Here is a 24,834-nt window from a genome sequence, read left to right on the forward strand (position 1 = left end):
TTCGCCTATCGCCAGGACGTTCCATGTTTCCTGGCCGCCAGCACGACGCAGCCGAGCCAGAGCAGTTGAGGCACCAGCAGTAGCGCCGGGATCACCAGTTTTCCGCTCGGCCCTGCTTGCATGAACAGCAGGCAGGCACAGCCTCCCAGTACTACGAAACCCCAATGGATCAGGGTGACGGCTTCCCGGCTGAAGCCGCTGCGGGAGGCGATCTGATACAAGTGTCCACGATGGGCGGCGGTGACGTTTTCGCCATTGAGGCCACGCCGGATCAAGGTAAAAGCGACATCGAACAGTACGCCGAATAACAGCATCGGTACCAGCAGGAACGACATGTCCACATTGTCGAATCGGCTGGCGGCAATGCCGAGCATGGCGAGCACGAAACCGCAGAACTGGCTGCCGACATCACCCATGAAAATCCGGGCTTTGGGGAAGTTGAAAGGCAGAAAACCCGCAATTCCCGAGGCCAGCAGCAGGGCGGCAAAATAAATGAAATATCCGCCCTGTTCCTGCGCGATCCAGGCCAGAAACAGGCAGGCGATCAGGGAGACGCCGGAGGCCAGCCCGTTCAGCCCGTCGATGAAATTCATCGCATTGGTGGCGAAGATCAGCCACATCATGCTGGCAATTGGTGCAATCCATCCCAGGGAAACCGGCCCGATGAACGGAAGGTTCGGGTCGCGCAGACTCAGCCCGCTGGCGATGACGGTCAGGGCGGCAAGGATCTGGGTGCCGAGCTTGACGGTAAAGGAACGGCTGCGAATATCGTCGATCATCGAGACGGCCGCGATGGCGACGGAGGCGATAATGACCCCCCGGAAATAAGGATCCGCAATCCGGGAAAAATCCGCCCAGATATACAGGGCCAGCAATCCGGCCAGAAAAGCGACGACGATTCCCACCCCACCCCCTTTCGGGGTGGCGATGCTGTGGGCCTTGCGCAAATCGGGCTGGTCCATGACCCGCACGGTGATCATGATCCGCACGATCATGGCTGAAAGCCCTGCCAGCGCGGCACAGAACAGCAGATGGTGAAGAAAGGCCGTGAACGTCATGCAAGGCTCCCGCAACGGGCCGGAAAAGGCGGCGGACCATGGCCGATGCCGCGTGGAACCGCAACACCAGCCTGTATCAAGCGTGCGGGGCACACGGTAATTCACCGGTCTCCCCCCTCGGCAAGAGGGCTGGAGCTGTTTATAGGTCGCTCATGGCGTCCGGACGCGTTTATTCCCGTATCGTGCTGAACATCCTGCTGGATGGTTCTCTGGCGGCTCTGGCCGTTCCGGTGGCGCACTGGCTTGCCCGGCCGGGGACTGATCCGGTTCCGGCCTCATGGTGGCTATTACTCAGTGCGTTGAGCGTGGTGCTGGGGGGCATTCCGTTCCGCCTGCCTACCCAATACTGGCGCTTTGCAGGAATCGGCGATCTGGTCGGTGTCGCTGCATGCAGTATCAGCGGTGCCGTGCTGTTCACGCTTGCTCTGGTCATGGCGCACACGCCGCTGCCCAGTAAAAGTTTTCCGGTCATTTTCGCCATGACCTTGTTGCTGGTGCTGGGGACGCCACGGGTGGCCTACCGCTTGACGCAAGGCAATGTCCGTTTCGGGGCGCGCGCGGATGCGTCGGAAGCAGCCCCGCCGATGCAGACCGTGCTTCTGGTCGGTGCGGGCGAGGGCGCTGATCTGTTTCTCCGTGCGACGGCCAAGGATCGCCGTGCCTCGTTGCGTGTGGTCGGATTGCTGGCGCTGTCCTCCCGCCAGACAGGCCGGCGTATTCACGGGCAGCCGATTCTCGGCACGGTCGATCAGGCCGATGAAGTGCTGGAGCTTCTGCGGACAGAAGGACAGTTGCCGGGGCAGATCGTTATCACCGCGCCGGAACTGGGCGGGGAGCGGATGCGTATGCTGATGGATGTGGCGGAAAAGCAGGGCGTGCAGCTCCGCCGTGCCGCCGATCCTACATTGCTGACCAATGCCGCGGCCGATGCGGATTCCGCGCGAGCCACCCTGAAGCCGGTGGCCATTGAGGATCTGCTCAACCGCCCGCAGGCGAGACTGGATCGGGAAGGCATGGCCCGGCTGATTCAGGGCCGGCGTGTTCTGGTGACCGGTGCAGGGGGTACGATCGGCAGCGAGCTCAGTCGTCAGGTGGCGGCATTCGGGCCCTCACGCCTGCTGCTGCTGGATAACGGTGAGTACGCGCTGTGGCAGATTGATCTGGAGCTGGGAGAATCTTTCCCCGCTGTTCCGCGTCAGCCGATTGTGGCCGATATTCGGGATGCTGGCCGACTGCATGCGATCATGCAGGTGGAGAAACCGGAGCTGGTGTTTCATGCCGCCGCATTGAAACATGTCCCCATGGTAGAGGCCAATCCGCTGGAAGGCCTGCTGACCAATGCAGTCGGTACACGGATCGTGGCGGATGCGGCGGCGGCGGCCGGAGCGTTGGGCATGGTGCTGATTTCCACTGACAAGGCGGTTAATCCGACCAGTGTCATGGGCGCCTCCAAGCGTTTGGCCGAGATGTACTGTCAGGCGCTGGATCGTCTTGCCCAGCGTCATGGAAACGGAATGCGCTGTGTCACGGTGCGGTTCGGCAATGTGCTGGGCAGCACCGGATCGGTGGTACCTTTGTTTCAGAGACAGTTGGAGCGTGGCGGTCCTCTGACTGTGACCCATCCGGATATGCGCCGCTATTTCATGACGGTACGGGAAGCGGTGGGACTGGTCTTACAGGCCACGGTTGTTGGGGTCAGTGCCGGGGCGGCCTCCTCTGCTGTGCCCGAAGGCGGTATTTTCGTGCTGGATATGGGGGAGCCGGTGAAGATCGTCGATCTGGCCCGCCAACTGATCCGTCTGGCCGGTCTGAGGCCGGATGAGGATGTTGCCATCCGGTTCACTGGACTGCGCCCCGGCGAAAAATTGTATGAAGAACTGTTCCACGGCAAGGAACCGCCGGAGGCTACCATCTATCCCGGCCTTCTGATGGCCCGCCCGCGTGTGGTGGAGGCGGAGATGGCGGCTGATGCGATCGACATCCTGGCGGCTGCCTGTCGACGTGCCGACCATGCGGCGGCGCTGGTGGTGCTGGCACAGATGGTGCCGGAATTTGTGCATCAGCCCAATCATGACAGGACGGCTTTGCTACAAACGGCTTCCAGCTGAGTGAGACCCATGACAGAGACAGCAGCCCCGATCGCTTTCCTTGACCTGAAAGCGCAGCAGCGCCGCATTGCGGAGGATCTGCGCCCCCGTGTCGAAGCGGTGTTCGCGCATTGCCAGTTCGTCCTGGGGCCTGAGGTGCAGGCGCTGGAGAAAGAGCTGGCCGCGTTTTGCGGGGCCACCCATTGCGTCTCAGTCAGTTCCGGCACGGATGCGTTGCAGATTGCACTGATGGCGGAGGGAATCGGTCAGGGGGATGCCGTGTTCCTCCCTGCCTTCACCTATACGGCGACGGCGGAAGTGCCTCTGGTGCTGGGCGCGGTGCCGGTTTTCGTGGATATTGATCCGGCGACGTTCCAGATTGATCCGGTGGCGCTGGAACGCCGGATTGAGGACGTGAGACGTGCAGGCGTATTGCGTCCGCGTGCGGTGATCGGCGTGGATCTGTTCGGCCAGCCCGCGCCATGGGCCGCGCTCCGCGCTATCGCGGAGCGCCACGGCCTGTTCACGCTGGATGATTGTGCCCAGAGTTTCGGTGCGAGCCTGGGTGAGCGCAGACTTGGGCAGGAAGCAGTTGCCACGGCCACCAGCTTTTTCCCTTCCAAGCCGTTAGGAGCATATGGCGATGGGGGCGCTCTGTTCACCGAGGATGCGGAGCGTGCCGCGCTGTATCGCAGCCTGCGCACCCATGGCGAGGGCACGACACGATACGAGGTTCTGCGCACCGGTATGAATGGCCGACTCGATACGCTTCAGGCAGCGGTGCTGCTCAGTAAGCTGACGGTGTTCGGGCAGGAGCTGGAAGCGCGGGAAGCAATTGCGTCGCTGTACGATGCAAGGCTGGCGGGGGAAGCTGGTCTGACCACTCCTGCCCGTGTGCCGGATAGTCGCTCCGCTTGGGCGATCTATGCCATCTTGCTCAAGGATGCGGACCGGCGTGACGGCTTGCAGGCCAGTCTGAAAGATCAGGGCGTGCCGACAGCCATCTATTACCCGCGACCGCTGCATATGCAGCCTGCCTACGCTCCTTCTCACGATGGTGCGTCGCTGCCTGTTTCCGAGGATCTTGCCACGCGTATTCTGGCATTGCCGATCCACCCGGATCTCAGTGAGGCGCAAGCCCATCGCGTCTGTGACGCGATTCTGGCTTCATTGGCTTGACCTCACCGATCTGATCCGGATGCTGATCAGCGGCAGTTATCAGGATTGAAGGTTGGCTCCCAGCTGCACAAAACGTTATGTGCGGCGACGCTCTTGTTGAAGTCGTAACTCTCCGTGGCGATTTTGCCGCTGCCCAGCCAGGCCGTCTGATCCTGATTGTTCATCAGCCTGGCATGGGTTGTGCCGGTTTCCGGGGTCGGGCCGGCACAGGCTGCCATCAGCAGCGGCAGGCCCAGCGCCAGAATAACCGGGATTGCGCGCCCGGATATTCGCTGCCGACGTGTTCCGTGTGTATTTTGCATGATATGCGCTTTCCTCAATAGCTACCGGATCTGGTTTTGTTTTGGTCCGGTTCGCGACCATGAGGATGGGAATGATTGGGGTGGAGAACAACGTCAAACACGGCATGAGAGCAATGCTCCCCCTGTAATAAAACCGTTTTGTTTCAGTGTGTGAAAGAGGTGCTCTGTCCGACTGCGCCGGCTGCTGCCACACCAAGCCAGCCCAGCATCAGGGTTACACCGCCAATAGGTGCCAGCGGGCTGAGGCTGATCCCCTGCAGGGCCAGAACATACAGATCGCCGCAGAACAGAACTGTGCCCACAAAAAAAGCGCCTCCGGCGGCCAGAGCGATTTTCCGGGCGACACCCTTATTCACATGCGTGGCAAGCAGTGCCGAGATGATCATCATGATGGCGTGCCAGCCCTGCATCTGTACCGCCGTCTGCACCAGGCGGATTGTATCGGGGTCGGGTAAGGCATGGGCAGCGATGGCGGCCATGGCAACTGCCATGCAGCCGGATAATCCGCCAAAAATGAGCAGAACGCGGGCCATCTATGCGATCCTCCTGAAAGCAGCCCTATTTCATGCGCGGGCTTACATCTGTAAAATACCCTTATGCCCCGTGGCGATCTCTTTCCGGATATAGGTCCGAACGAAACCGGCTACCTGCCGTTGTCAGGTGGCCATGTCATGTATTGGGAGCAGGTGGGAAATCCTCACGGCGTCCCGGTGCTGTTCCTGCATGGTGGTCCGGGGGCGGGGGCGGGCACGGTCCATCGCCGTTTTTTTGACCCCGTTTACTGGCGGGCTGTGATTTTTGATCAGCGCGGAGCGGGGCGGTCCCGTCCGCTGGGCAGTCTGGCGCGCAATACCACGCAGGATCTGATAGAAGACATAGAACTGCTGCGCGTTCATCTCGGCGTCGAACGCTGGTTGCTGTTCGGCGGTTCCTGGGGATCGACCCTGGCGCTGGCCTATGCTCAGGCACATCCGGACAGGGTGCTGGGCTGTGTGCTGCGCGGCATTTTTCTGGGCCGTAAGCAGGAGGTCGAATGGTTTCTCTATGGTCTTCGCCAGGTATTTCCAGAGGCATATGCCGCTTTCGCCAATTTCCTGCCTCCTAAAGAGAGGCACGATCTGCTGGCCGGTTATATCCGCCGGTTGAACGATGCTGATCCTGCGGTGCATATGCCCGCGGCGCAGGCATGGTCTTTGTATGAAGGCTCGTGCAGCACATTGCTGCCGAATCCGGATACGGTTGGCTTGTTTGCGCGGGATCGTGGCGCGTTAGGGCTGGCGCGGATCGAGGCGCATTATTTTGCCAATCGGCTGTTTCTGCCGCCGGAGGGTTTGCTGGGTCATATGGACCGTATCGCCACCCTCCCCGCCGAGATCGTGCAGGGCCGCTACGACATGATCTGCCCGGCCTATTCCGCCTTTGACCTTGCCGCGTGCTGGCCGGCCGCGAAACTGACTGTGATTCCCGATGCCGGACATTCCGCGCTGGAACCCGGGATCAGGCGTGCACTGGTAGCAGCGGTGGAGCGTTTCCGCCGTCAGATCGGCTGAGCATGCCTGATCGTTTCAGGCCCGTTGGCTTCAATGGCTTTTTTTAAAGTTTTTAGGAATTGCAGAGCATGACCGCTCTTTCTGCTTCCACGCGCGCCCGTTTGTTGCTTGGCACCCGCCGCTATTCCTCCTGGTCGTTGAGGGGCTGGCTGGCGGTGAAGCTGGCAGGGATCGAGGCGGAGGAGGTGGTCTATAAACTGGCTGGGGGGCATACGCCGGAGGTGAAGCAGGCTTCTCCCAGTGGTTGTGTGCCGGTGCTGGAAGTGAAGGGGCAGCCGATTTGGGACAGTCTGGCGATCTGCGAATATTGCGCCGAGATCCAGCCTGCGTTGTGGCCGTCCGACTCCATGATCCGTGCCCAGGCGCGCAGCCTGGCGGCTGAAATGCATTCCGGTTTCCGGGAATTGCGCATCGCCATGCCGATGAATGTCTGCCGCCGTTTTCCGGGGCTGATGTTCAATGAGGCGGTGTTGGCCGATCTTGCGCGCATCGATCAGGTCTGGAGCGAAACACGGGCGCGGTTCGGGGCAGATGGCCCCTATCTTTATGGTGCGGCATTGACGGTTGCCGACATCATGTATGCGCCGGTGGTGGCACGCTTTCTGACGTATGATGTGCCGCTTTCTGAAGCGGCTGCGTCTTACCGGGATGCGGTGCGGATGCATCCGCTGATGCAGCAATGGTATGCGGCGGCAGAGGCCGAACCTGAATCCTGGCATCTGCCGAAATATGAGCAGATCGTCTGATCCCCGTGAACACTGTTTCCCGTGCGGCGGTCAGCGCCGGCATTGAACGTGTCTCGGTGGTGGCGTTACTGCTGCTGCCGATTTTTCTGACGCATGGGCGCGGGATTGCGGAATGTCTGATGTCAGGCATTGCGGCCCTGTTCCTGATCCGCTCGGCGCTGGCCCATGAATGGGGATGGTTCCGTACTGGCTGGCTGAAGATTGGTCTGTTGTGGTGGGGATGGCTGGTGCTGTGTTCCCTGCCGATCGGCAGTCTGGGGCAGGGGGGACTTTCTTCCCTGTTGCAGGCGGTGCTGACAGTCAGAGTCCTGATTTTTGTGGCGGCGCTGGAGCATCTGCTGCTGCGTGGGGAGCAGGTGAGGCTGTGGCTGCGGCGGCTGTTGGAAATCACGTTTTTCTATATGGCTGCCCAGACGGCTTTTCAGTTCGTAACCGGCCATAATATGTTCGGCTGGCCGCGTGGTCCCGATGGGGAGTTGACTGGTCCTTATCAGCATCCCCGTGCGGCCCCTCCTTACTCCCGTCTGCTGTTTCCTGTGCTGTTGCCTATGCTGATGCAGGCGTTGCGCGCACCATGGCAGCCGGCTGGTGTCTTGCGCATTGTGCTGGCTGCCGGCTCGGTCGGTTTGCTTGTGTTGATGGGGGAGCGGATGCCGCTGCTGCTGGTTCTGGGGCCGGGGCTGGGTGTGGCATTCATCTATCTGCGGCGTTTGCGTCTTCCGCTGGCGGCGCTGGCGGTGCTGGCCGGATGTCTGGTGGCGGCTTCTCCGGTGATTTCACCTCAGGTGCACCATCGGCTGGTGGAAAAGTTCAGTCAGCAGATGGGCGCCTTCGGAGGCAGCCATTACGGGCAGATTCTCAGCCGCTCTCTGGTGATGGCGGCGGATAATCCGCTGACGGGAAGGGGCTTTGACGGATTCCGCACTGGCTGTGACGATCCGCATTATTTCGGCGTGCGTTCTGTTGGGCGGGCACTGGGAGATTGCTCAACCGATGGGGGAGGCGCCGCGATCTGCGTGCAGCATCCGCACAATCATTATCTGCAGGCGCTGACAGATGCCGGTTATCCGGGGCTGCTGCTGTTTTCAGCACTGGTGATCGCATGGGTGGTGGCACTGGCGCGAGGGCTTTATCGCCATCCCACGCCGCTGCGGGTTGGTTTGCTGGCAGCCGTGCTGATCCAGGAATGGCCGCTCGCCTCCGCCAGCAGTGTGACATCCATGCCTCTTTCCGGCTGGTTCTTCCTGCTGCTTGGCTTCGGTCTGGCGGAGGCAAGGCTGGCTCTTGGATCAGACAAGGAACGCGTTATCTCTGCTTCGTAGAAAACGGCGTCGGTGCAAGCCGCATGACAGGAAAGACAATGACCATGACAGACACAGCTGCTTCCGCTCCGCCACACATTCCCGTCACTGTGCTGACCGGCTTTCTGGGTGCCGGTAAAACGACATTGCTCAACCGCATCCTCACGGAGCCACATGGCAAGAAATTTGCCGTGGTGATCAATGAATTCGGTGAGCTGGGCGTGGATAACGACCTCGTCGTCGATGCGGATGAGGAAGTGTTCGAAATGAACAATGGCTGTGTCTGCTGCACAGTGCGTGGTGATCTGATCCGCATCATCTCCGGGCTGATGAAGCGGCGTGGGCGTTTCGATGGTATTATCGTCGAGACCACCGGTCTCGCTAATCCCGCCCCGGTCGCACAGACTTTCTTCATGGATGAGGATGTGCGGCGTAATGCCCGGCTGGATGCGATCGTGACGGTGGTGGATTCCCGACATTTGCCGCGTCAGCTGGAAGAAAGCACGGAGGCGGTGACCCAGATCGCGTTCGCGGATGTCATCATCCTCAACAAGACCGATCTTGCCACGCCGGAAGAACTGGATGCGCTGGAGGCAAGAATAAAGGCCATCAACCCGCATACCGTGATCCGTCGCGCCCACCGCGCCGATGTGCCGGTCACTGAACTGCTTGGACTGGACGCATTCAGTCTGGATCGCATTCTGGCAAACGACCCTGATTTCCTCGATCATGACTCGCATGATCATTCGGAGGGGGTGACAAGCATCAGCCTGGAAGTGAATGGGCCCCTCGATCCGCAGAAATTCAATGCGTGGATTGCCGAGCTGCTTCAGACCAAAGGGCAGGATCTGCTGCGCACCAAGGGAATTTTACACTATGCTGGTGAAGATAAACGCTTTGCGTTTCAAGCCGTGCATATGCTGGCGGATGGCGATTACATCGGCCCGGCGGAGCCGGGGCAGCGCAGCCGGATCGTGTTTATCGGCCGCGATCTGAACCGCCCGCAATTGCGGCGCGGTTTTGAGGCATGCCGTGCGGCGGTATCATGAGCGGGGAGATGGATGAGGACTTCCTGCTGACGTCCCGCGGGCAGCAGGTACAGCTTGGAGCCTATGCAATCGGTGTGGCATTCAGCCAGTCGCATGTGGCCTTTGCGGCGGCGGATGGCTGTGTCCACGTGCTGTCTTTGTCCGATCCGACTGAAAAAATTCAGATCAGGACGCATGAGGACGGACTACTTTCTTTCTGTGCTTCTCCCGCGGGGGATGGCTTTCTGTCTGGCGGCGATGACGGCCAGTTACGTCTGATCCGGTCTGACTGGACGGTGGAGACATTGGCCGGTTTCAAGGGCAAATGGATAGAGACCATCGCCGTGCATCCGGATCGTAAACTCGGAGTGATTGCCTGTACGGCAGGCCGGGCGGTGCATGTTTTCAATGCACAGGGAAAGCTGCTGAAAACGCTTGAGCATGCGTCCACGGTCACCGGGCTGACTTTTGATGCGAAGGGCAAGCGTTTGTTTGCCTCCCACTATAATGGCGTCAGCATCTGGTATGTGGCGTCCAAAACCGACAACCCTCGTGTTCTCGCGTGGAAAGGGAGCCATACCGGTGTGGCCGTGCATCCGGCAGCGGAAGCGGTGGTGACATCCATGCAGGAAAACTCTCTGCATGGCTGGCGGCTGAGTGACGGGCATCACATGCGTATGAGCGGCTATCCCGCCAAAACACGGTCGCTGTCTTTTTCCAGAAGCGGTCGATGGCTGGCGAGTTCCGGGGCCGAAGCCATTGTGCTGTGGCCGTTTTTCGGTGGTGGTCCGATGGGCAAACAGCCCATGGAACTGGCACCAATTCCGGATGGTTTGTGCACGGCGGTAGCCTGCCACCCGCGTCATGAGGCGGTGGCGGCAGGATACTCCGACGGGCTGGCTGTCATGGCCGATATTGAATCTGGTCGTATTCTGCCGATCTGTGCACCTGGTCGTGGAGAGATCACTGTGCTGCGATGGAGCCCGGATGGGCGTCATCTTGCATTCGGCACTGAAACTGGCTTTGCCGCCTGGATCGATTTCTCACGGCAGGACTAGGCGCTTTTTATTTTTTGAATGTCAGCGCACAAAAAACAGCCCCCGATCATAGACCGGGAGCTGTTTTTATAGAAGGGGCTGTTGATTACCAGCGGTATCCGAGAGAGGCAAACACGGCCCGGCCCTGACCATACCCGCAGGCATTGATGCTGCTGCATGCGGCGACAAATGTTTTATCGGTCAAATTGGTGGCATTTACCTGCAGGCGCCACTGCTTGTAATCCGCGTGTGCTACCAGATCGAACAGCAGGAAACTCGGTACCGTGAAGGTGTTGGGTACGGCACCGGCTGTTTCACCAGTATAGCGGGTACCGGCCCCAAGCCCTACGCTGAGATCTTCGCTGATCGGATAAGTATAATCCAGAAACACGGATGCCATGTGGCTCGCCTGTGCGACGGGTCGTGATCCGGTTGCACCGGCCACATTGCTCTTTGTAATCAGCGGCTCCTGATAGGTGAAGGCACTGATCAGGGAAAGGTTCCGGGTGATTTTGCCGGTTGCTTCCAGTTCGATGCCGCGGCTGCGGATCTCGCCCGTCTGCACGCTGAATGTGGGTGCAATCGGGTTCGGAGTCAGCACGTTCTGTTGGTGCAGATCATAGGCCGCCGCCGTGAACAGAATGTTGGTCGAGGGAGGCTGATACTTGATGCCGACTTCGACCTGATCACCGGTCAGAGGCTGGAAGCCATTGCCCTGCATATCTGTGCCAGCCTGCGGCAGGAACGATGTGGAATAGGCTGCGTAGGGTGAGACACCGCTCGGGAATGCATAAAGCAGGGCGGCACGACCGGTGAAAGCCTGATTATCCTGGGAAGCAGTGGATTTTTTCAGATTGTTCACCGTGGAGGTGGAGGCAAAATCCTGCCGTCCGGTCAGCGTCAGGTGCCAGTTCTGGTAGGAGAGCTGATCCTGCAGATAGACACCGGTCTGTGTCTGTGTCTGGTTGGTGCTGGTGAGTGTGACACCGCGCGGGCCTGCGAAAGTCGGCCATGTGAAGCTGCGATAGACAGGTGCAAAAACATCCAGCGTAGGACCGTTGAGGCTCGCGTTACGTTGCTGGTTGGCATTGCTACGGAAATCGACACCCAACAGAATGTCATGGCCGATCGGGCCTGTAGCGATCTTGTATTCCGTATTTGTATCCAGCGTCACCGTGTTCATGATAGGTTGTTGCCACATCGCGACGCGGTTCAGTGTACGCAGACTCTGGCCAGCATATCCATTTCCGTAGATGGAGCGATAATTCAGGTCGATATGGGCAAAGCGCATATTCTGGCGTACCACCCAGTTCGACAGGATATGATGTTCTGCTGCATATCCGACAGCGATCTGGCGCTTGGAATAAACGTCGAACTGTTCATCGCCATTCAGGAAGTCACGCGGAATCCGACCATTGGGATTGGGCAGGACTGTGCCTTTGGCGGGAAGGAACTGGGCGGATGATCCTGCATCATCCTGCATGTAGCTGGCCAGCAGGATCACACTGGTATCGGCATCCGGTTTCCACGCAATGGATGGGGCAACATAAATGCGATTGTTTTTGATATTTTTGTAACCGGTGCCTGAATCGCGCAACAAGGCATTGAAACGCCACAGCAGTGTTCCGCTCTTGTTGAGTTTCCCCCCCACATCCACCGCACCCTGAATACGACCGAAGGAGCCACCCTGAATCTGCATCTGGTTCTGTTGGTTCAGCCTGGGTGTTTTGCTGACGGCATTGATCAGACCGCCGAGATTACCTGAACCATACAGTGGAGAGACCGCTCCACGCAGTACCTCAATGCGTTCCATACCCCATGGCTCGATCTGGAATGCCTGAGAGGTGGTGGTAATGGGTGTGCGCGTACCGTCCAGATAGACATCCGGGGTAAAGGCACGAATGGAGCCATAGAAGCCCCGCACGTCAGCGCCATATGAATCCGCATTGACGCCTGCCGTATAGCGAAGCGCTTCAGTGATACTGCGCGTATTGAGTACCTGCATGCGGTCCTGGGTAATAACCGTCACGGCTTGCGGTGTTTCCAGAATAGGCGTGTCGGTTTTCGTGGCGCTGGTATCGCGCGTTGCCAGAAATCCCTGCACCGGGGTGCTGGCGGTCGTTTTCTGCCCCTGTACGGACAGGGTGGGTAAGGCCGATGTCTCGGCCTGCGCAGTTTTCTGTGCCGCGCTGTCGGCCTGTGCCTGATGCATGACAGCCAGCATTCCGGCTGTCATGGCGGCATTGGCGAGAAGAAGGGCTTTGAGTTTCATCTGAAATTCTCCGGCTCACGTGGCAACGGCGCTTACCGGAAACGCTTCCCCTTTTGGAAGAGGTAATGATTATAATAATCGTTCTCATTTAAAGTTGATTGTAAAGCGTTGCTAAATGGCAACGCTTTAAGGAGATTGTGGTGATTGCCGATTGTTCATCTGTGGTTAACCGGCCTGCCACTCGCGGGCGGCTTCGGTGATCATGGCGATGGCGTAGTCCGCATAGCTGCGGGGAATGGCAAGATGGAAACCGTTTTCCTGATCGGAATGCCATATCTGCACGGTGACGTGGGCCATGGTGGTGATGGCTGTATCCTCCGGGCCGAAACTGCGTGGATGCAGATCGATCGGGACCAGTTTCGCCAGCACATCCCTGACGGCAGTGCCGGAGAGATGGAGAATCACCCGTCCATCCCCCTGTTCCGTGACCGAGGCATTGCTACCGGCGGCAGCCTGTATGTTCGATGCAAGGCCAGGATCATGACCGATGACCAGATACTGTCTGCTGCTGTTCCACAGCATCTCCATACCGGGTACGGCGCTGCGCTTTCCGGTCTCGGGCAGGGGGATGCCGTACCCGATGAGGAAGGCATCCCGCAGGGCGGAATGGCCATTCCGTCTGGTGCTGACCAGCGCGATGGCCCGGTTCTGTTCCGTCATCACAAAAGGTGTTTCAGACATTGGAGCGGTCTCCGGCAGGATCGACGAAGGCGGAGGAAACGATTTCGGCCAGATAATCTTCTCCGCGCACGGGATCGTAGACGCGGATGATTTCCCCCGCCCTTTCAGGCCCGTTACGCAGGAGTGCCAGCGCAATCCAATGGCCAAGAGTGGGAGAATAGACGGCAGAGGTGATGGATCCCTGATCATGGGCGGCACTGGCTTCAGCGCCGCGGGGCAGCAGATGGGCCCCGGCCCTCATTCTGATGCCGGGGTCGATCTGGAAGCCGGCATCGACCGGGCGCAGGCCGATCAGGCGCGGACGGCCGGGATCCGTCAGGGCCGGGCGCAATGCCATGGCACGACCGAGGCATTCCTTGTCGGCCATCAATCCTCCGGCGTTCAGATCATGCAGCGTGACCTGTCCGTTTAACTCGCTGCCCGCCGGATAGGCTTTTTCCACCCGCATGATCCCCATGGCTTCGGTGCCGTAGGGGGTGATGTCGAACTCGGCCCCGGCCTCCATCAGCCGGTCTGCAATCCCGGCTGCATGACGGGCGGGGACGGCCAGTTCATAAGCCAGCTCACCGGAGAAGGAGAGGCCGAACAACCGTACAGGCGTTCCATCCGTAAGCATGGTTTCGGCCACGCTCATGCGCGGGAATGCCTCGCGGGACAGATCGAACGCAGGGTCGATCAGACGACGCAGAACATCGCGTGACCGTGGACCTGCAATAGCGATCTGCGCCCATTGCTCGGTGACGGAGGCAATCTGCACGTCCAGCTCTGGCCACAGACATTGATGGCAGTAGAGGAGGTGCTGGAACACCTGCCCGGCATGGGCGGTGGAAGCGCTCAGCAGATAATGATCTTCTCCGAGCCGTGCGGCGGTGCCGTCATCCAGCACGAAGCCGTCCTCGCGCAGCATCACCAGATATCCGGCGCGACCGCTGCGAATGCGTGAGAGGCGATTGACGCAGACCCGGTCGAGAAATTCGGCTGCATCTGCGCCCTGTATATCAATCTTGCCGAGCGTGGAGACATCGCAGAACCCGACCCCGTTCCGCACGGCATTGACCTCACGGGTGGCGGTGGCCAGCCAGTCGGATTCTCCCGGACGCGGGAAATATTGGGCGCGCATCCATTGCCCGACCTCGGTGAATACGCCGCCGCGTGCTTCGGCCCAGCGATGCAGCGGGGTGAGGCGCCGAGGACGGTATTGCGGTCCACGATGCGCTCCCCCCAGCGCACCGATCGAAACCGGTGTATAGGGGGGACGGAAGCCGGTGGTGCCGGTGGCGGGAATGCCGGCCCCTGTGATTCCCGCCATCAGGGCCAGCCCGTTGATATTGGCCGTTTTGCCCTGATCAGTGGCCATGCCCAGCGTGGTGTAGCGCTTCAGATGCTCGACCGAAACAAAGCCTTCCTGATGCGCGAGCGCCACATCCTTCGCGGTAACATCGTTCTGGAAGTCGATAAAAGCCTTGCCCTTGATGCTGCGGAGGGTACCCAGCGGCTGGGCCGGATCGGCATCGAGATCATCCGTGGCCGGAAGCGCAGGGGCTGAAGGGAGCGAGAACCCACAGGATTCGGCCGCTTCCAGCCCTGCATGCGTTCCTTCGGCAATTCCTCTGCCGAGGCTGAAACAGCCTGCAGCAGCCCCCACCACCCTCATACCGGGCGGTAATCTGTCGGTATCGGGCAGGAAGGTGCTGATCGTGCCGTCCCAGCGCGGTTTACCGCCGAGATGGGTGGTCAGATGCAGGGCCGGTGTCCAGCCGCCCGACATGGCCAGCAGATCAGCGCGTAGTGTGGCGACTCCGCTATCGGTACCCGCGACGCTGACGCTGCGTATACCGCTTGCGCCGCCATGCGCTTTTTTGATGTGTGCTCCGGCAAACAGCCTTGCACCGGTGCGGTGGGCGATATCGCGTACGGCCTGCGAGGTTTCCGCCCGCTGGTCGACCAGGGCGGCAATGGAGAGTCCGGCTGCCGCCAGATCGGCCGCAGTGCGGGCGGCATCATCATTGTTCAGGGCGATCACGGCGCGCTGACCGGGCCGCACGGCAAAGCGATTGACATAGCTTCTGACGCTGCCTGCCAGCATCACGCCGGGGCGGTCATTGCCGTCGAAAACCAGCGGGCGTTCGATGCTGCCGGTGGCCAGAACGCAGCGACGGGCAATGAAGCGCCACAGGCGCTGGCGTGGCAGATGATCTGGAGTCACCGGCAGATGATCGGCCACGCGTTCCAGCGCGCCGTACGTGCCGCCATCATATACTCCGAACACGGTGGTGCGGCGGAAGATGCGGGCTTCCGCGCAGGCGGCAAGTTCGGCTTCCATCGTTGCGGCCCATTGCGCGGCGGGCTGGCCGTCGATGTCGCGGCGCTCGGTCAGGGTGCGGCCGCCCAAACGATGATCCTGCTCGGCGAGAATGACGCGGGCTCCGGTCCGTGCCGCCGCGACCGCCGCTGCCAGACCGGCCGGACCGGAGCCAATCACCAGAACGTCACAGAAAGCCGTTGCTTTTTCATAGCGATCAGGATCGGCCTCGCCTGACAGCGTTCCGAGACCGGCGGCGCGGCGAATGGCGGGTTCGTACAGTTTTTCCCAGAACCCGGCAGGCCACATGAAGGTCTTGTAGTAGAACCCCGCCGTCAGAAACGGTGAGATCAACTGGTTGACCGACAGCAGATCGAAACGCAACGACGGAAAGCGGTTCTGGCTGGTGGCGGTCAGCCCGTCGAACAACTCGATTGTCGTCGCACGGGTATTCGGTTCCTGCCTTGCGCCACTGCGCAGATGCACCAGCGCGTTCGGTTCTTCCTCGCCCGCCGAAAGAATACCGCGCGGGCGGTGATATTTGAACGAGCGCCCGACCAGTTTTACCCCGTTGGCCAGCAGGGCGGAAGCCAGCGTATCGCCCGCATGGCCGGTATAGGAGCGCCCGTCGAAATGGAAACGCAGCAGGCTGGTGCGATCGATCATGCCGCCGGAGGGCAGACGGCAGCTTTGGGAAAGGGGGGCGTTCATCGTACCTCTCCCGTTGCAGAGGCGGACGGATCGCGGGCCAGTATGACGCTGAGGATGCTGTGGTCGCGCGTATCACGCCTGACGCGCAGCCAGTTCTGACAACCGGCGGCATGGAACCAGTATTCCTCATGCCCCCCTGCCGGATTGTCGCGCAGATAGGTGTAGTCCGCCCATGCCTCCGTTCTGGCCGAGGCCGCCGGAAGGGTGCGGGTGGCATCGCCACGATACAGGAATTCCTCCAGGCCGCGCGGGCCGCAACAGGGACAGGCGATGCGCATATCCTGGTCCTTTTCAGTGTCGTTGATCTTCGTTCAAATCAAGCCGGTTCGGAAATCGTGTCAGTGCAGGTTGGGCTGTGCGCCCATGCCTTTTTCATCAATCACATGACCGGTGGCGAAACGGTCCAGACGATAGGCTCTGGCAACCTCATGCGGCGTGCCGGTGGCAACCAGATGGGCCAGACACAGCCCTGCCGCGGGAACCGCCTTGAAGCCGCCGTAACACCAGCCTGCATTCAGATACAGCCCGTCAACCGGAGTACGGTCGATGATCGGGCTGCCATCCATCGACATGTCCATCAGCCCGGCCCAGTGCCGCAGCAATCTGGCCCGGCCAATGGCGGGCATCAGCGCGACGCCGCCTTCACACACATCCTCGATGGTCGGCAGATTGCCGCGCTGGGCGTAGGAGTTGTAGCCGTCAATATCGCCGCCAAACACAAGGCCGCCTTTATCCGACTGGCTGATATAGAAATGCCCCGCGCCGAAGGTGATGACGCCGGGAATGACCGGTTTCAAACCTTCACTGACGAAAGCCTGCAACACATGGCTTTCGATCGGTAACCGCATACCCGCCATGGCCGCGACCTTGCTGGAAGAGCCGGCCACTGACAGCGCCACCGTTTTCGCACCGATAAAGCCCCGTTTCGTGTCGACCCCGAGAATACGGCCATGTTCGATTTTCAGCCCGGTGACTTCACAGTTCTGGATAATGTCTACACCCAGACGGTCTGCGGCGCGGGCATAGCCCCATGCCACCGCATCATGCCGTACCGTGCCGCCGCGTCTGTGCAGAAGACCGCCCTTGATGGGAAAGCGTGCGTGATCAAAGTTCAGGAATGGATACATTGCACGCACTGCCTCGCGGTCCAGCAGCTCTGCATCCACCCCGTGCAGTCGCATGGCGTTTCCGCGCCGCGCATAGGCGTCGCGCTGGCCATCGGAATGGATCAGGTTCAGCACACCGCGCTGGCTGACCATGGCGTTGTAGTTGATGTCCTGTTCCAGAGTCTCCCACAGTTTCATGGACAGTTCGTAGAACGGGATATTGCCCGGCAGCCCGTAATTGGAACGAATAATGGTGGTGTTACGACCGACATTGCCGCCGCCGATCCAGCCTTTTTCCAGCACGGCGACGTTGCGGATGCCGTAACGACTGGCAAGATAATAGGCTGTGGCCAATCCATGTCCGCCGCCACCCACGATCACGACATCATAGGATGGGGCGGGCGCGGCATCACGCCAAGCGGGTTTCCACCCTTTATGGCCACGCAGCGCCTGTGAGATGACGGACAGAATGGAATAGCGGTCTGACAACACGGCAATGCTTCTCCGGCGGGCGCATGGGGCGCATGCGGGAAAACGTAGCGGTGGAGGCGATGGGACAGGGTATAATTTTTTCTTATACTCCTGCCTCTGAGGAGATCGCCCATGTTGCACAGTCCCGGACTGCCATTTGACCTGCGCCTGCTAGAGATTTTTCTGGCGGTCTGCGATGCAGGCGGCATGGCTGGTGCGGCGCGCAGGCTGGGCTTGTCGCAACCGGCTGTCTCGCAGGCCATTGCCGAGATCGAGAAACGCACCGGTGTTGCGTTGCTGGATCGTGGTGTCAGACCGCTTTCACCCACGCCGGCAGGGGTGCTGTTGCGGCAGCGCGGCGCGGCATTGCTGGAGGAGGCGCGGCAGATTGCCCCGCTGCTGCGTCAGGTTCGTCAGCGGCGTCTGGCGCTGCTGCGGATCGGGATGGTCGATTCCCTGTCCCGCGCCGTGCTGGGGCCTCTGGCGCAACAGTTGGAGACGATGGCTGATCAGGTCATGTTTTTGTCCGGCCTGACCGCCAGCCATGCCAGTGCATTGCTGACGCGGCATCTGGATATCTGCCTCGGCACGGATGCGTTGCAGGATCTGGACGGGTTGGAACGCTGGAATCTGTTCGACGAGCCTTATATCCTGGCGCTTCCATCCGGGGTTGATCTGCCGGGGGGATTATCCGCTGCTGCCTCTCTGACCGCGTTGTCTGAGCGACTGCCGCTGGCCCGGTATAGTGCCCGCTCCCGCACGGGGATCGACATAGAGCGGCATCTGCGCCGTTTGCAACTGGATCTGCCACGTCATCAGGAATTCGATACGCCTTATGGCGTTATGGCAATGGTGGAGCAGGGGATTGCCTGGGGAATGACCACGCCGCTCTGTATCTATGAGGCACGTACGGATTTGAACCGCATACGCTGCCTGCCTTTGCCGGGACCATCCCTGCGGCGTCAGTTGACCCTGGTCGCGCGGCGAAGGGAGCTTGGAACAGTGCCGCGTTCCCTGGCACAGGGGGTGCGCAAGGCGCTGGAGGCTGAGGCCATGCCGTGGCTGCGCCGTTCTATGGGCTGGGTTTGTGAAGGAAAAACGGAGCTGCTGCCACCCTTATCATCCATGACCGGCCCCAATGCCGATCACGGGATGGGTGATTGAGACATATCAATGCCGGAACGATCAGAATCGGCAATGCCACGCCAGAGTATATCCCCGTGCCTGATCTATCGAAAGGCGAAGCCGATGTCGTTCCGTTTCACGAAGATCCTGTCTGCCGCATTTCTGATGAGTGCTCCGGCAGCTGCGTTTGCAGCCCCTTTGACCACCGCGCCTGTGTCCGTAGGGCAGCGGTTCCGGGACCAGCCTCTTCTGATTGCGACTCAGTATCCGTTATCGATCATTCCCGATTATAAACGATGATCGACAGGAATTGGGCTGGCAGTTCTGTCAGCTCCTCCGGTCCATGCAGTGCTGCCGAATCAAAAGACAGCATATCACCGGGATTCAAAGTATAAAGCCCATCCCCGTGGCGGTAGCGAATGCTGCCCGACAACATATAAATCAGTTCTGTTCCCTTGTGCTGAAACTGCGTGTAGGGGGCGGCATCCTTGCTGAGGGTGATCAGATATGGCTCCACGGCCAGACCGGAGCCCAGAGAATGCCCCAGCAGCTCGTATTTATGCCCTGCTTTGGTGCCGCGCCGTTCAATGCTCAGGCCCATACCGGCTGGAACATAACTACAATCGCGTCGTTCATCGAAATCGCTGAAGAAGCTTGAGATTGGTGTATTCAAAGCGCGGGACAATGCCTGAAGCGTGGCCAGTGACGGAGATGTAGAGCCGTTTTCGATTTTCGAGAGCATTCCGGCTGATAAATCCGCTTCCGCCGCCAGATCGGCCGCCGTAATGCCAAGACGCTGGCGCAGGCGGCGCACTTTCGCGCCAATAGCGGCCTCCAGCGAAGCAGGAGGCGCCTCCGTTCTGACAGGGGGGGCATTGGAGCCGGTAATCAAAGGCACATCGACAGATGCAGGAGGCTGCCTGTCAGATGTCTGGGAGGTAACTTTTTTGTTCATGCTACAGAGAAAATCCTTTTAAGCAGAATATAGAACCATATTCTGATGGGCCGTAAAGAAATTTGATATTGTACTAAAATATAATGTACAAAAACGATCATCAGAAAAATAGCAAATAAAAAATAATCTAATTTTTCTAGTGTTGTAATACCTCTTTTTTAATAAAGATTTTTTATATAAAACTTCCATAATTTGATACTTTTTCAAGAAATGTTTTTTATTGGAACTAGCAAATTTCTCTTGATGAAGATTTTTTATAATGCACTATACTGAGTTTGATTTAAAAACAGGGATCAGTGATGTCTTGCAAAAATTTTGTGGCCCGTGTTCTGCCGATGGTTGCCATTCTGTTTGCTGCTACAGGATGCGGCCAGAACGTGACCCAGAAGGAAAACAAGCTGGCAGCGGCCGGTTTCGTTCCTCATCTGCCTGATACCCCTGCGAGACTTGCCTCCATGAAAACCTTGCCGCCCCATAAATTTATCCGGCAGGTACGCAATGGTCAGATGCTGTATGTCTATTCCGATCCGACCCTATGCGGCTGTGTGTATGTCGGTGACCAGAAGGCTTACAGCAACTATCGGCATGAAGTGTTTGAGCAGCATCTTGCGGATGAGCAGCAGGCAACAGCATCGATGGATCAGGATTACGCCATGGAATGGTCTGCATGGGGGCCGTGGTCACCCTTTTATTATTACTGAAAATCCGTATCAAAAAATTTTTATCCTGATGAACAACTATCCCCGGAGCGGGTCGACCCGCTCCGGAGAGTCTGCATAACAATATTTCTTTTGCAAAACAGGCTCTTGTTTCGGTGCCTATGAGATTCCTATACCGCCAGTAGGTTTCTTCCTCTCTCATTCCTATCCCGGTCGCGCGATAAACCTGATCTGCAGAGGAGTTTGAAATGCTCGACGGATTTTATGTCGGCCTTGGACTGGTGGGTTTTATCGTCTGTATCGGCTTCGTGATGGCATGCGCGAGGATATGAGTCATGACCTTTGATTTTGTTCTGGCAGGTGGTGTGACTATTTTTTTGCTGGTCTATGTTGCCGCCGTTCTGATCCGGCCGGAAAGGTTCTGAACCATGTCCATGGCAGGATGGATCACAATCGGCATTTTCTTTCTCTGCGTTCTGGCACTCACAAGGCCGATGGGGGGATTTCTGGTCGCCTTGCTGGAGGGCAGGCGAACCTTTCTGTCGCCCATTCTGGGGCCGGTGGAGCGGGCATTGTACCGGTTTTCAGGTGTGAGGCCGGAGGAGGAGCAGTCCTGGTCGCACTATGCGCTGGCGCTGCTCAGTTTTAAAATCGTCTGCTTCGTGGCCGTCTATGCTATTCTTCGTCTGCAGGCTTACCTGCCGTTGAATCCGGCGGGACAGGGGAGCGTGGCGCCTGATCTGGCCTACAATACCGCTGTCAGTTTCGTCACCAATACAAACTGGCAGAGCTATGGCGGTGAGACGACCATGAGTTATCTCAGCCAGATGCTCGGCCTGACAGTACAGAATTTTGTATCCGCAGCTGCGGGTATTGCTGTGGCTGCCGCTATCATCAGGGGGTTTGCTCGCCGGGAATCAAAAGCCATCGGCAATTTCTGGGTCGATATGGTGCGGGCAACATTATATGTATTGCTGCCGCTTTCTGTCGTGCTCAGCCTGTTTTATGTTTTCGAAGGTATCCCTCAGACATTTTCGGGCAGTGTGGTTGCCACTACCTATGAAGGCATCCACCAGACCATTGCGCTGGGACCGGTGGCATCGCAGGAAGCCATCAAGATGCTGGGGACCAATGGCGGTGGTTTTTTCAATGTGAATTCTGCCCATCCATTTGAAAATCCTGATGCGCTGACGAATTTCGTCGAAATGATCAGTATTTTTGCCATTGGTGCCGGTCTGACCAACATGTTCGGTCGTATGGTCGGCAATGAGCGTCAGGGCTGGGCAGTATTCTCGGCTATGGCTGCTCTGTTCTTTGTGGGTGTAACGGTTGTCTACTGGGCCGAAGCACACGGAAACCCGGCTTTTTCCGCTTTCGGGATTGATCAGTCGCTGGGGAATATGGAGGGTAAGGAAACCCGTTTTGGTATTGCAGCATCATCCTTGTTTGCTGCTGTCACAACCGATGCGTCCTGCGGGGCCGTCAATGCGATGCATGAGAGTTTTCTGCCCCTGGGTGGCATGGTGCCCTTGATCAACATGATGTTGGGTGAAGTGATCATCGGGGGTGTCGGTGCAGGGCTGTATGGCTTCATCCTGTTCGCCATCATTGCAGTGTTCATGGCGGGTCTCATGGTTGGGCGTACGCCGGAATATCTCGGCAAGAAAATTGAAGCGCGTGAGATCAAGATGACGATGCTGGCAGTGTTGTGTCTGCCGCTTGTGATGCTTGGATTTACGGCTGTTGCAGTGGTGGTCAAACCGGGTCTGGCGGCGTTGTCTGCCACTGGCCCGCATGGTTTTACCGAAGCGCTTTATGCCTACACCTCGGCGGCTGCGAATAACGGCAGTGCCTTTGCAGGTCTGACGGCCAATCCATACTGGAACATCACACTCGGGATCGGCATGATGATCGGGCGGTTTTTTGTGATCGTGCCCGCTTTGGCCATTGCCGGATCCATGGCTGCCAAGAAAATCGTTCCTCCTTCATCCGGAACATTCCCGACCGATACCGGTCTGTTCATGGGTTTGGTGGCTGGTGTGATCATCATCGTCGGCGGACTGACTTTCCTGCCCGCTCTCGCTCTGGGGCCGATCGTCGAGCATCTGTCGATGCTCCGCGGCACCCTGTATTGAAAGGCGTTTTTGTCCATGACCTTTCTATCATCCAATGCGCCTGCCGCATCGGAGCGGGTCCATCCGCGTAGCAGCCAGCTTCTGCGGGGTGATCTGATACTGCCTGCTATGGTCGACAGCTTTCGCAAGCTTGACCCGCGTGTGATGTGGCATAACCCTGTCATGTTCGTGGTTGAGAGTGTCACCCTGCTGACCACAGTTCTTTTGATCAGGGATATATTCTCTGGTGAAAGCCATGTCGGTTTTGCGGTTCAGATCAATCTCTGGCTCTGGTTTACGCTGCTCTTTGCCAATTTCGCTGAAGCCATTGCCGAGGGACGTGGTAAGGCACAGGCAGACAGTTTGCGCCGTACTAAAACGGATACGATGGCGAAACGCCTGATTGCCGACAGTGATGGCCGTTATTCGGCGACCGGTATGTATCAGGGTTCTGCCGCGCCTGAACTGAAAGTCGGCGATGTTGTGCTGGTCGAGGCAGGGGATTTCATCCCCAGTGATGGTGAGGTGATCGAAGGCATTGCCTCAGTCGATGAGTCCGCCATCACTGGTGAATCAGCTCCTGTTATTCGTGAAAGCGGTGGTGACCGTTCGGCCGTGACGGGTGGCACGCGGGTATTGTCTGACTGGATCATCGTCCGCATTACCTCGGCGCAGGGGGAGACGTTTCTGGATCGAATGATCTCTCTGGTGGAAGGGGCGCAACGTCAGAAAACGCCGAATGAAATTGCGTTGACCATTCTGCTGGCAGGCATGACGCTGATTTTCATTCTGGCCGTCGCTACGATTCCCAGCTTTGCCGCTTATGCAGGCGGTCATATTTCGGTGTTCATTCTGGTGGCACTGTTCGTCACGTTGATTCCGACCACGATCGGTGGATTGCTATCCTCGATCGGCATTGCAGGTATGGATCGGCTGATCCGCTTCAATGTGCTGGCCATGTCCGGTCGTGCGGTGGAGGCTGCCGGAGATGTTGATACGCTGCTGCTGGACAAAACCGGTACGATCACCATCGGGGATCGTCAGGCAGCAGCGTTCATCCCTGTTCCAGGCGTGACGGAAGAAGAGCTGGCCGATGCGGCACAGCTGGCTTCTCTGGCCGATGAAACGCCGGAAGGCCGCTCAATCGTCGTTCTGGCCAAGGAAAAATTTGCGTTGCGCGGCAGGGAGATGCAAACACTGGAGGCCCGTTTTGTGCCCTTCACGGCGCAGACACGGATGAGCGGGGTCGACATTGGCAGCCGCAGCATCCGCAAGGGGGCAGTCGATAGCGTGTTGGAGGCGGCGTTCTCCGATTCATCCTGTCAGGCCGTCCGGAACAGTGCGGATGAGATCGCCCGTTCCGGTGGCACGCCCCTGGCGGTGATCGATAGTGGCCGTCTGTTGGGCGTGATTTATCTGAAGGATGTGGTGAAAGGCGGTATCCGGGAACGCTTTGCGGAACTGCGCAGCATGGGCATCCGCACGGTGATGATCACCGGCGACAATCCCCTGACCGCCGCTGCCATCGCGGCGGAGAGTGGCGTGGATGATTTTCTGGCGCAGGCAACCCCGGAAGCCAAGTTGGCCCTGATCCGTAAGGAACAGGCGGCGGGCAAGCTGGTGGCCATGTGCGGTGACGGTACCAATGATGCACCTGCGCTGGCTCAGTCGGATGTCGGTGTCGCCATGAACACGGGCACTGTGGCGGCGCGTGAGGCGGGCAATATGGTTGATCTGGACAGCGATCCAACCAAGTTGATCGAAATCGTCGGGATCGGAAAACAGCTTTTGATGACACGCGGCGCTTTGACGACGTTTTCCATTGCCAATGACGTTGCCAAGTATTTTGCCATTATTCCTGCCATGTTCATTGGCTTTTATCCGCAGCTCGGTGCGTTGAACGTGATGCATCTCGGCACCCCGGAAAGTGCGGTTCTGTCTGCGGTGATCTTTAACGCTCTGATTATCGTTGCCCTGATCCCGTTGGCCCTGAAAGGCGTTCGGTATCGCCCTGTCGGGGCGGCATCCTTGCTGCGGCGCAATCTGCTGGTTTACGGGCTGGGCGGAATGGTCGTTCCTTTTATCGGCATCAAGCTGATCGACATGATCGTCGTCAGCCTCGGCCTCGCTTGAGAGCACAGGTTATGATC

At 58.8% G+C, this 24,834-nt stretch carries 21 protein-coding genes; 12 read left to right on the forward strand and 9 right to left on the reverse strand.

Annotated features, from left to right (window positions below; translation table 11 throughout):
* Window positions 1–5: 5 nt before the first annotated feature.
* Complete coding sequence (locus GbCGDNIH6_RS00840) at window positions 6–1,058, reverse strand: glycosyltransferase family 4 protein (RefSeq protein WP_072562517.1); 1,053 nt, start codon at window positions 1,056–1,058, stop codon at window positions 6–8.
* A 152-nt stretch (window positions 1,059–1,210) separates the two neighbouring features.
* Here GbCGDNIH6_RS00840 and GbCGDNIH6_RS00845 point away from each other — a divergent pair, with 152 nt between their 5' ends.
* A complete protein-coding gene (locus GbCGDNIH6_RS00845; RefSeq protein ID WP_072562518.1) occupies window positions 1,211–3,166 on the forward strand; it encodes a polysaccharide biosynthesis protein in 1,956 nt (651 codons plus the stop codon).
* A 9-nt stretch (window positions 3,167–3,175) separates the two neighbouring features.
* Window positions 3,176–4,324: a DegT/DnrJ/EryC1/StrS family aminotransferase gene (locus GbCGDNIH6_RS00850; RefSeq protein WP_072564209.1), complete on the forward strand. Its 1,149-nt coding sequence runs from the start codon at window positions 3,176–3,178 to the stop codon at window positions 4,322–4,324.
* 26 nt (window positions 4,325–4,350) lie between these two features.
* Here GbCGDNIH6_RS00850 and GbCGDNIH6_RS00855 read toward each other — a convergent pair whose 3' ends face one another.
* Both GbCGDNIH6_RS00855 and GbCGDNIH6_RS00860 read right to left on the reverse strand, forming a co-directional pair.
* A complete protein-coding gene (locus tag GbCGDNIH6_RS00855) occupies window positions 4,351–4,626 on the reverse strand; it encodes a hypothetical protein (protein WP_072562519.1) in 276 nt (91 codons plus the stop codon).
* Between the two features lie 143 nt (window positions 4,627–4,769).
* Window positions 4,770–5,159, reverse strand: coding sequence for a DUF423 domain-containing protein (locus tag GbCGDNIH6_RS00860; protein ID WP_072562520.1), 390 nt, complete (start codon window positions 5,157–5,159; stop codon window positions 4,770–4,772).
* A 63-nt stretch (window positions 5,160–5,222) separates the two neighbouring features.
* On the opposite strand from GbCGDNIH6_RS00860, the gene pip reads away from it, so the two are divergent.
* From pip to GbCGDNIH6_RS00885, 5 genes are all read left to right on the forward strand, one after another.
* The gene (pip, locus tag GbCGDNIH6_RS00865) at window positions 5,223–6,176 is read left to right on the forward strand and encodes a prolyl aminopeptidase (RefSeq protein ID WP_072562521.1); all 954 of its coding nucleotides are present in this window, start codon (window positions 5,223–5,225) and stop codon (window positions 6,174–6,176) included.
* A gap of 68 nt (window positions 6,177–6,244) precedes the next feature.
* The gene (locus GbCGDNIH6_RS00870; protein ID WP_072562522.1) at window positions 6,245–6,922 is read left to right on the forward strand and encodes a glutathione S-transferase; all 678 of its coding nucleotides are present in this window, start codon (window positions 6,245–6,247) and stop codon (window positions 6,920–6,922) included.
* Between the two features lie 5 nt (window positions 6,923–6,927).
* Complete coding sequence (locus tag GbCGDNIH6_RS00875; protein WP_081369895.1) at window positions 6,928–8,244, forward strand: O-antigen ligase family protein; 1,317 nt, start codon at window positions 6,928–6,930, stop codon at window positions 8,242–8,244.
* Window positions 8,245–8,288: 44 nt separating this feature from the next.
* The gene (locus GbCGDNIH6_RS00880; protein ID WP_072564211.1) at window positions 8,289–9,272 is read left to right on the forward strand and encodes a CobW family GTP-binding protein; all 984 of its coding nucleotides are present in this window, start codon (window positions 8,289–8,291) and stop codon (window positions 9,270–9,272) included.
* On the forward strand, window positions 9,269–10,309 hold the full coding sequence (locus GbCGDNIH6_RS00885; protein WP_072562523.1) for a WD40 repeat domain-containing protein: 1,041 nt from the start codon (window positions 9,269–9,271) through the stop codon (window positions 10,307–10,309). The genes GbCGDNIH6_RS00880 and GbCGDNIH6_RS00885 overlap by 4 nt, the downstream gene beginning before the upstream one ends.
* Before the next feature lie 85 nt (window positions 10,310–10,394).
* Here the strand turns inward: GbCGDNIH6_RS00885 and GbCGDNIH6_RS00890 are convergent, their stop codons facing one another.
* The 5 genes from GbCGDNIH6_RS00890 to GbCGDNIH6_RS00910 all read right to left on the reverse strand — a co-directional run bounded on the left by GbCGDNIH6_RS00890 (window position 10,395) and on the right by GbCGDNIH6_RS00910 (window position 17,852).
* Window positions 10,395–12,560: a TonB-dependent siderophore receptor gene (locus GbCGDNIH6_RS00890; protein ID WP_072562524.1), complete on the reverse strand. Its 2,166-nt coding sequence runs from the start codon at window positions 12,558–12,560 to the stop codon at window positions 10,395–10,397.
* Between the two features lie 165 nt (window positions 12,561–12,725).
* Window positions 12,726–13,241, reverse strand: a complete 516-nt coding sequence (locus GbCGDNIH6_RS00895) for a sarcosine oxidase subunit gamma (RefSeq protein WP_072562525.1) — start codon at window positions 13,239–13,241, stop codon at window positions 12,726–12,728.
* Window positions 13,234–16,254: a sarcosine oxidase subunit alpha family protein gene (locus GbCGDNIH6_RS00900; protein ID WP_072562526.1), complete on the reverse strand. Its 3,021-nt coding sequence runs from the start codon at window positions 16,252–16,254 to the stop codon at window positions 13,234–13,236. Before GbCGDNIH6_RS00900 ends, GbCGDNIH6_RS00895 begins: the two co-directional genes overlap by 8 nt.
* On the reverse strand, window positions 16,251–16,532 hold the full coding sequence (locus GbCGDNIH6_RS00905; RefSeq protein WP_072562527.1) for a sarcosine oxidase subunit delta: 282 nt from the start codon (window positions 16,530–16,532) through the stop codon (window positions 16,251–16,253). Before GbCGDNIH6_RS00905 ends, GbCGDNIH6_RS00900 begins: the two co-directional genes overlap by 4 nt.
* A 60-nt stretch (window positions 16,533–16,592) precedes the next feature.
* Complete coding sequence (locus GbCGDNIH6_RS00910; RefSeq protein WP_072562528.1) at window positions 16,593–17,852, reverse strand: sarcosine oxidase subunit beta family protein; 1,260 nt, start codon at window positions 17,850–17,852, stop codon at window positions 16,593–16,595.
* Between the two features lie 111 nt (window positions 17,853–17,963).
* Here GbCGDNIH6_RS00910 and GbCGDNIH6_RS00915 point away from each other — a divergent pair, with 111 nt between their 5' ends.
* Complete coding sequence (locus tag GbCGDNIH6_RS00915; RefSeq protein ID WP_072562529.1) at window positions 17,964–18,995, forward strand: LysR family transcriptional regulator; 1,032 nt, start codon at window positions 17,964–17,966, stop codon at window positions 18,993–18,995.
* A 238-nt stretch (window positions 18,996–19,233) separates the two neighbouring features.
* On the opposite strand, the gene GbCGDNIH6_RS00920 is transcribed toward GbCGDNIH6_RS00915, so the two are convergent.
* Window positions 19,234–19,911 (reverse strand): helix-turn-helix domain-containing protein, encoded by a 678-nt coding sequence (locus tag GbCGDNIH6_RS00920; RefSeq protein ID WP_095413367.1) that lies wholly within the window; start codon window positions 19,909–19,911, stop codon window positions 19,234–19,236.
* A gap of 299 nt (window positions 19,912–20,210) precedes the next feature.
* Here GbCGDNIH6_RS00920 and GbCGDNIH6_RS00925 point away from each other — a divergent pair, with 299 nt between their 5' ends.
* The 4 genes from GbCGDNIH6_RS00925 (at window position 20,211) to kdpB (ending at window position 24,817) form a co-directional block, all read left to right on the forward strand.
* Window positions 20,211–20,612 (forward strand): hypothetical protein, encoded by a 402-nt coding sequence (locus tag GbCGDNIH6_RS00925; RefSeq protein ID WP_072562530.1) that lies wholly within the window; start codon window positions 20,211–20,213, stop codon window positions 20,610–20,612.
* A gap of 293 nt (window positions 20,613–20,905) precedes the next feature.
* Complete coding sequence (locus tag GbCGDNIH6_RS00930) at window positions 20,906–20,995, forward strand: potassium-transporting ATPase subunit F (RefSeq protein ID WP_072562531.1); 90 nt, start codon at window positions 20,906–20,908, stop codon at window positions 20,993–20,995.
* Between the two features lie 3 nt (window positions 20,996–20,998).
* Window positions 20,999–22,705: a potassium-transporting ATPase subunit KdpA gene (kdpA, locus tag GbCGDNIH6_RS00935; RefSeq protein WP_072562532.1), complete on the forward strand. Its 1,707-nt coding sequence runs from the start codon at window positions 20,999–21,001 to the stop codon at window positions 22,703–22,705.
* A 15-nt stretch (window positions 22,706–22,720) separates the two neighbouring features.
* Window positions 22,721–24,817: a potassium-transporting ATPase subunit KdpB gene (gene kdpB, locus GbCGDNIH6_RS00940; protein ID WP_072562533.1), complete on the forward strand. Its 2,097-nt coding sequence runs from the start codon at window positions 22,721–22,723 to the stop codon at window positions 24,815–24,817.
* Window positions 24,818–24,834 lie beyond the last annotated feature (17 nt).

Source organism: Granulibacter bethesdensis (assembly GCF_001889525.1).
GTDB lineage: Bacteria > Pseudomonadota > Alphaproteobacteria > Acetobacterales > Acetobacteraceae > Granulibacter > Granulibacter bethesdensis_C.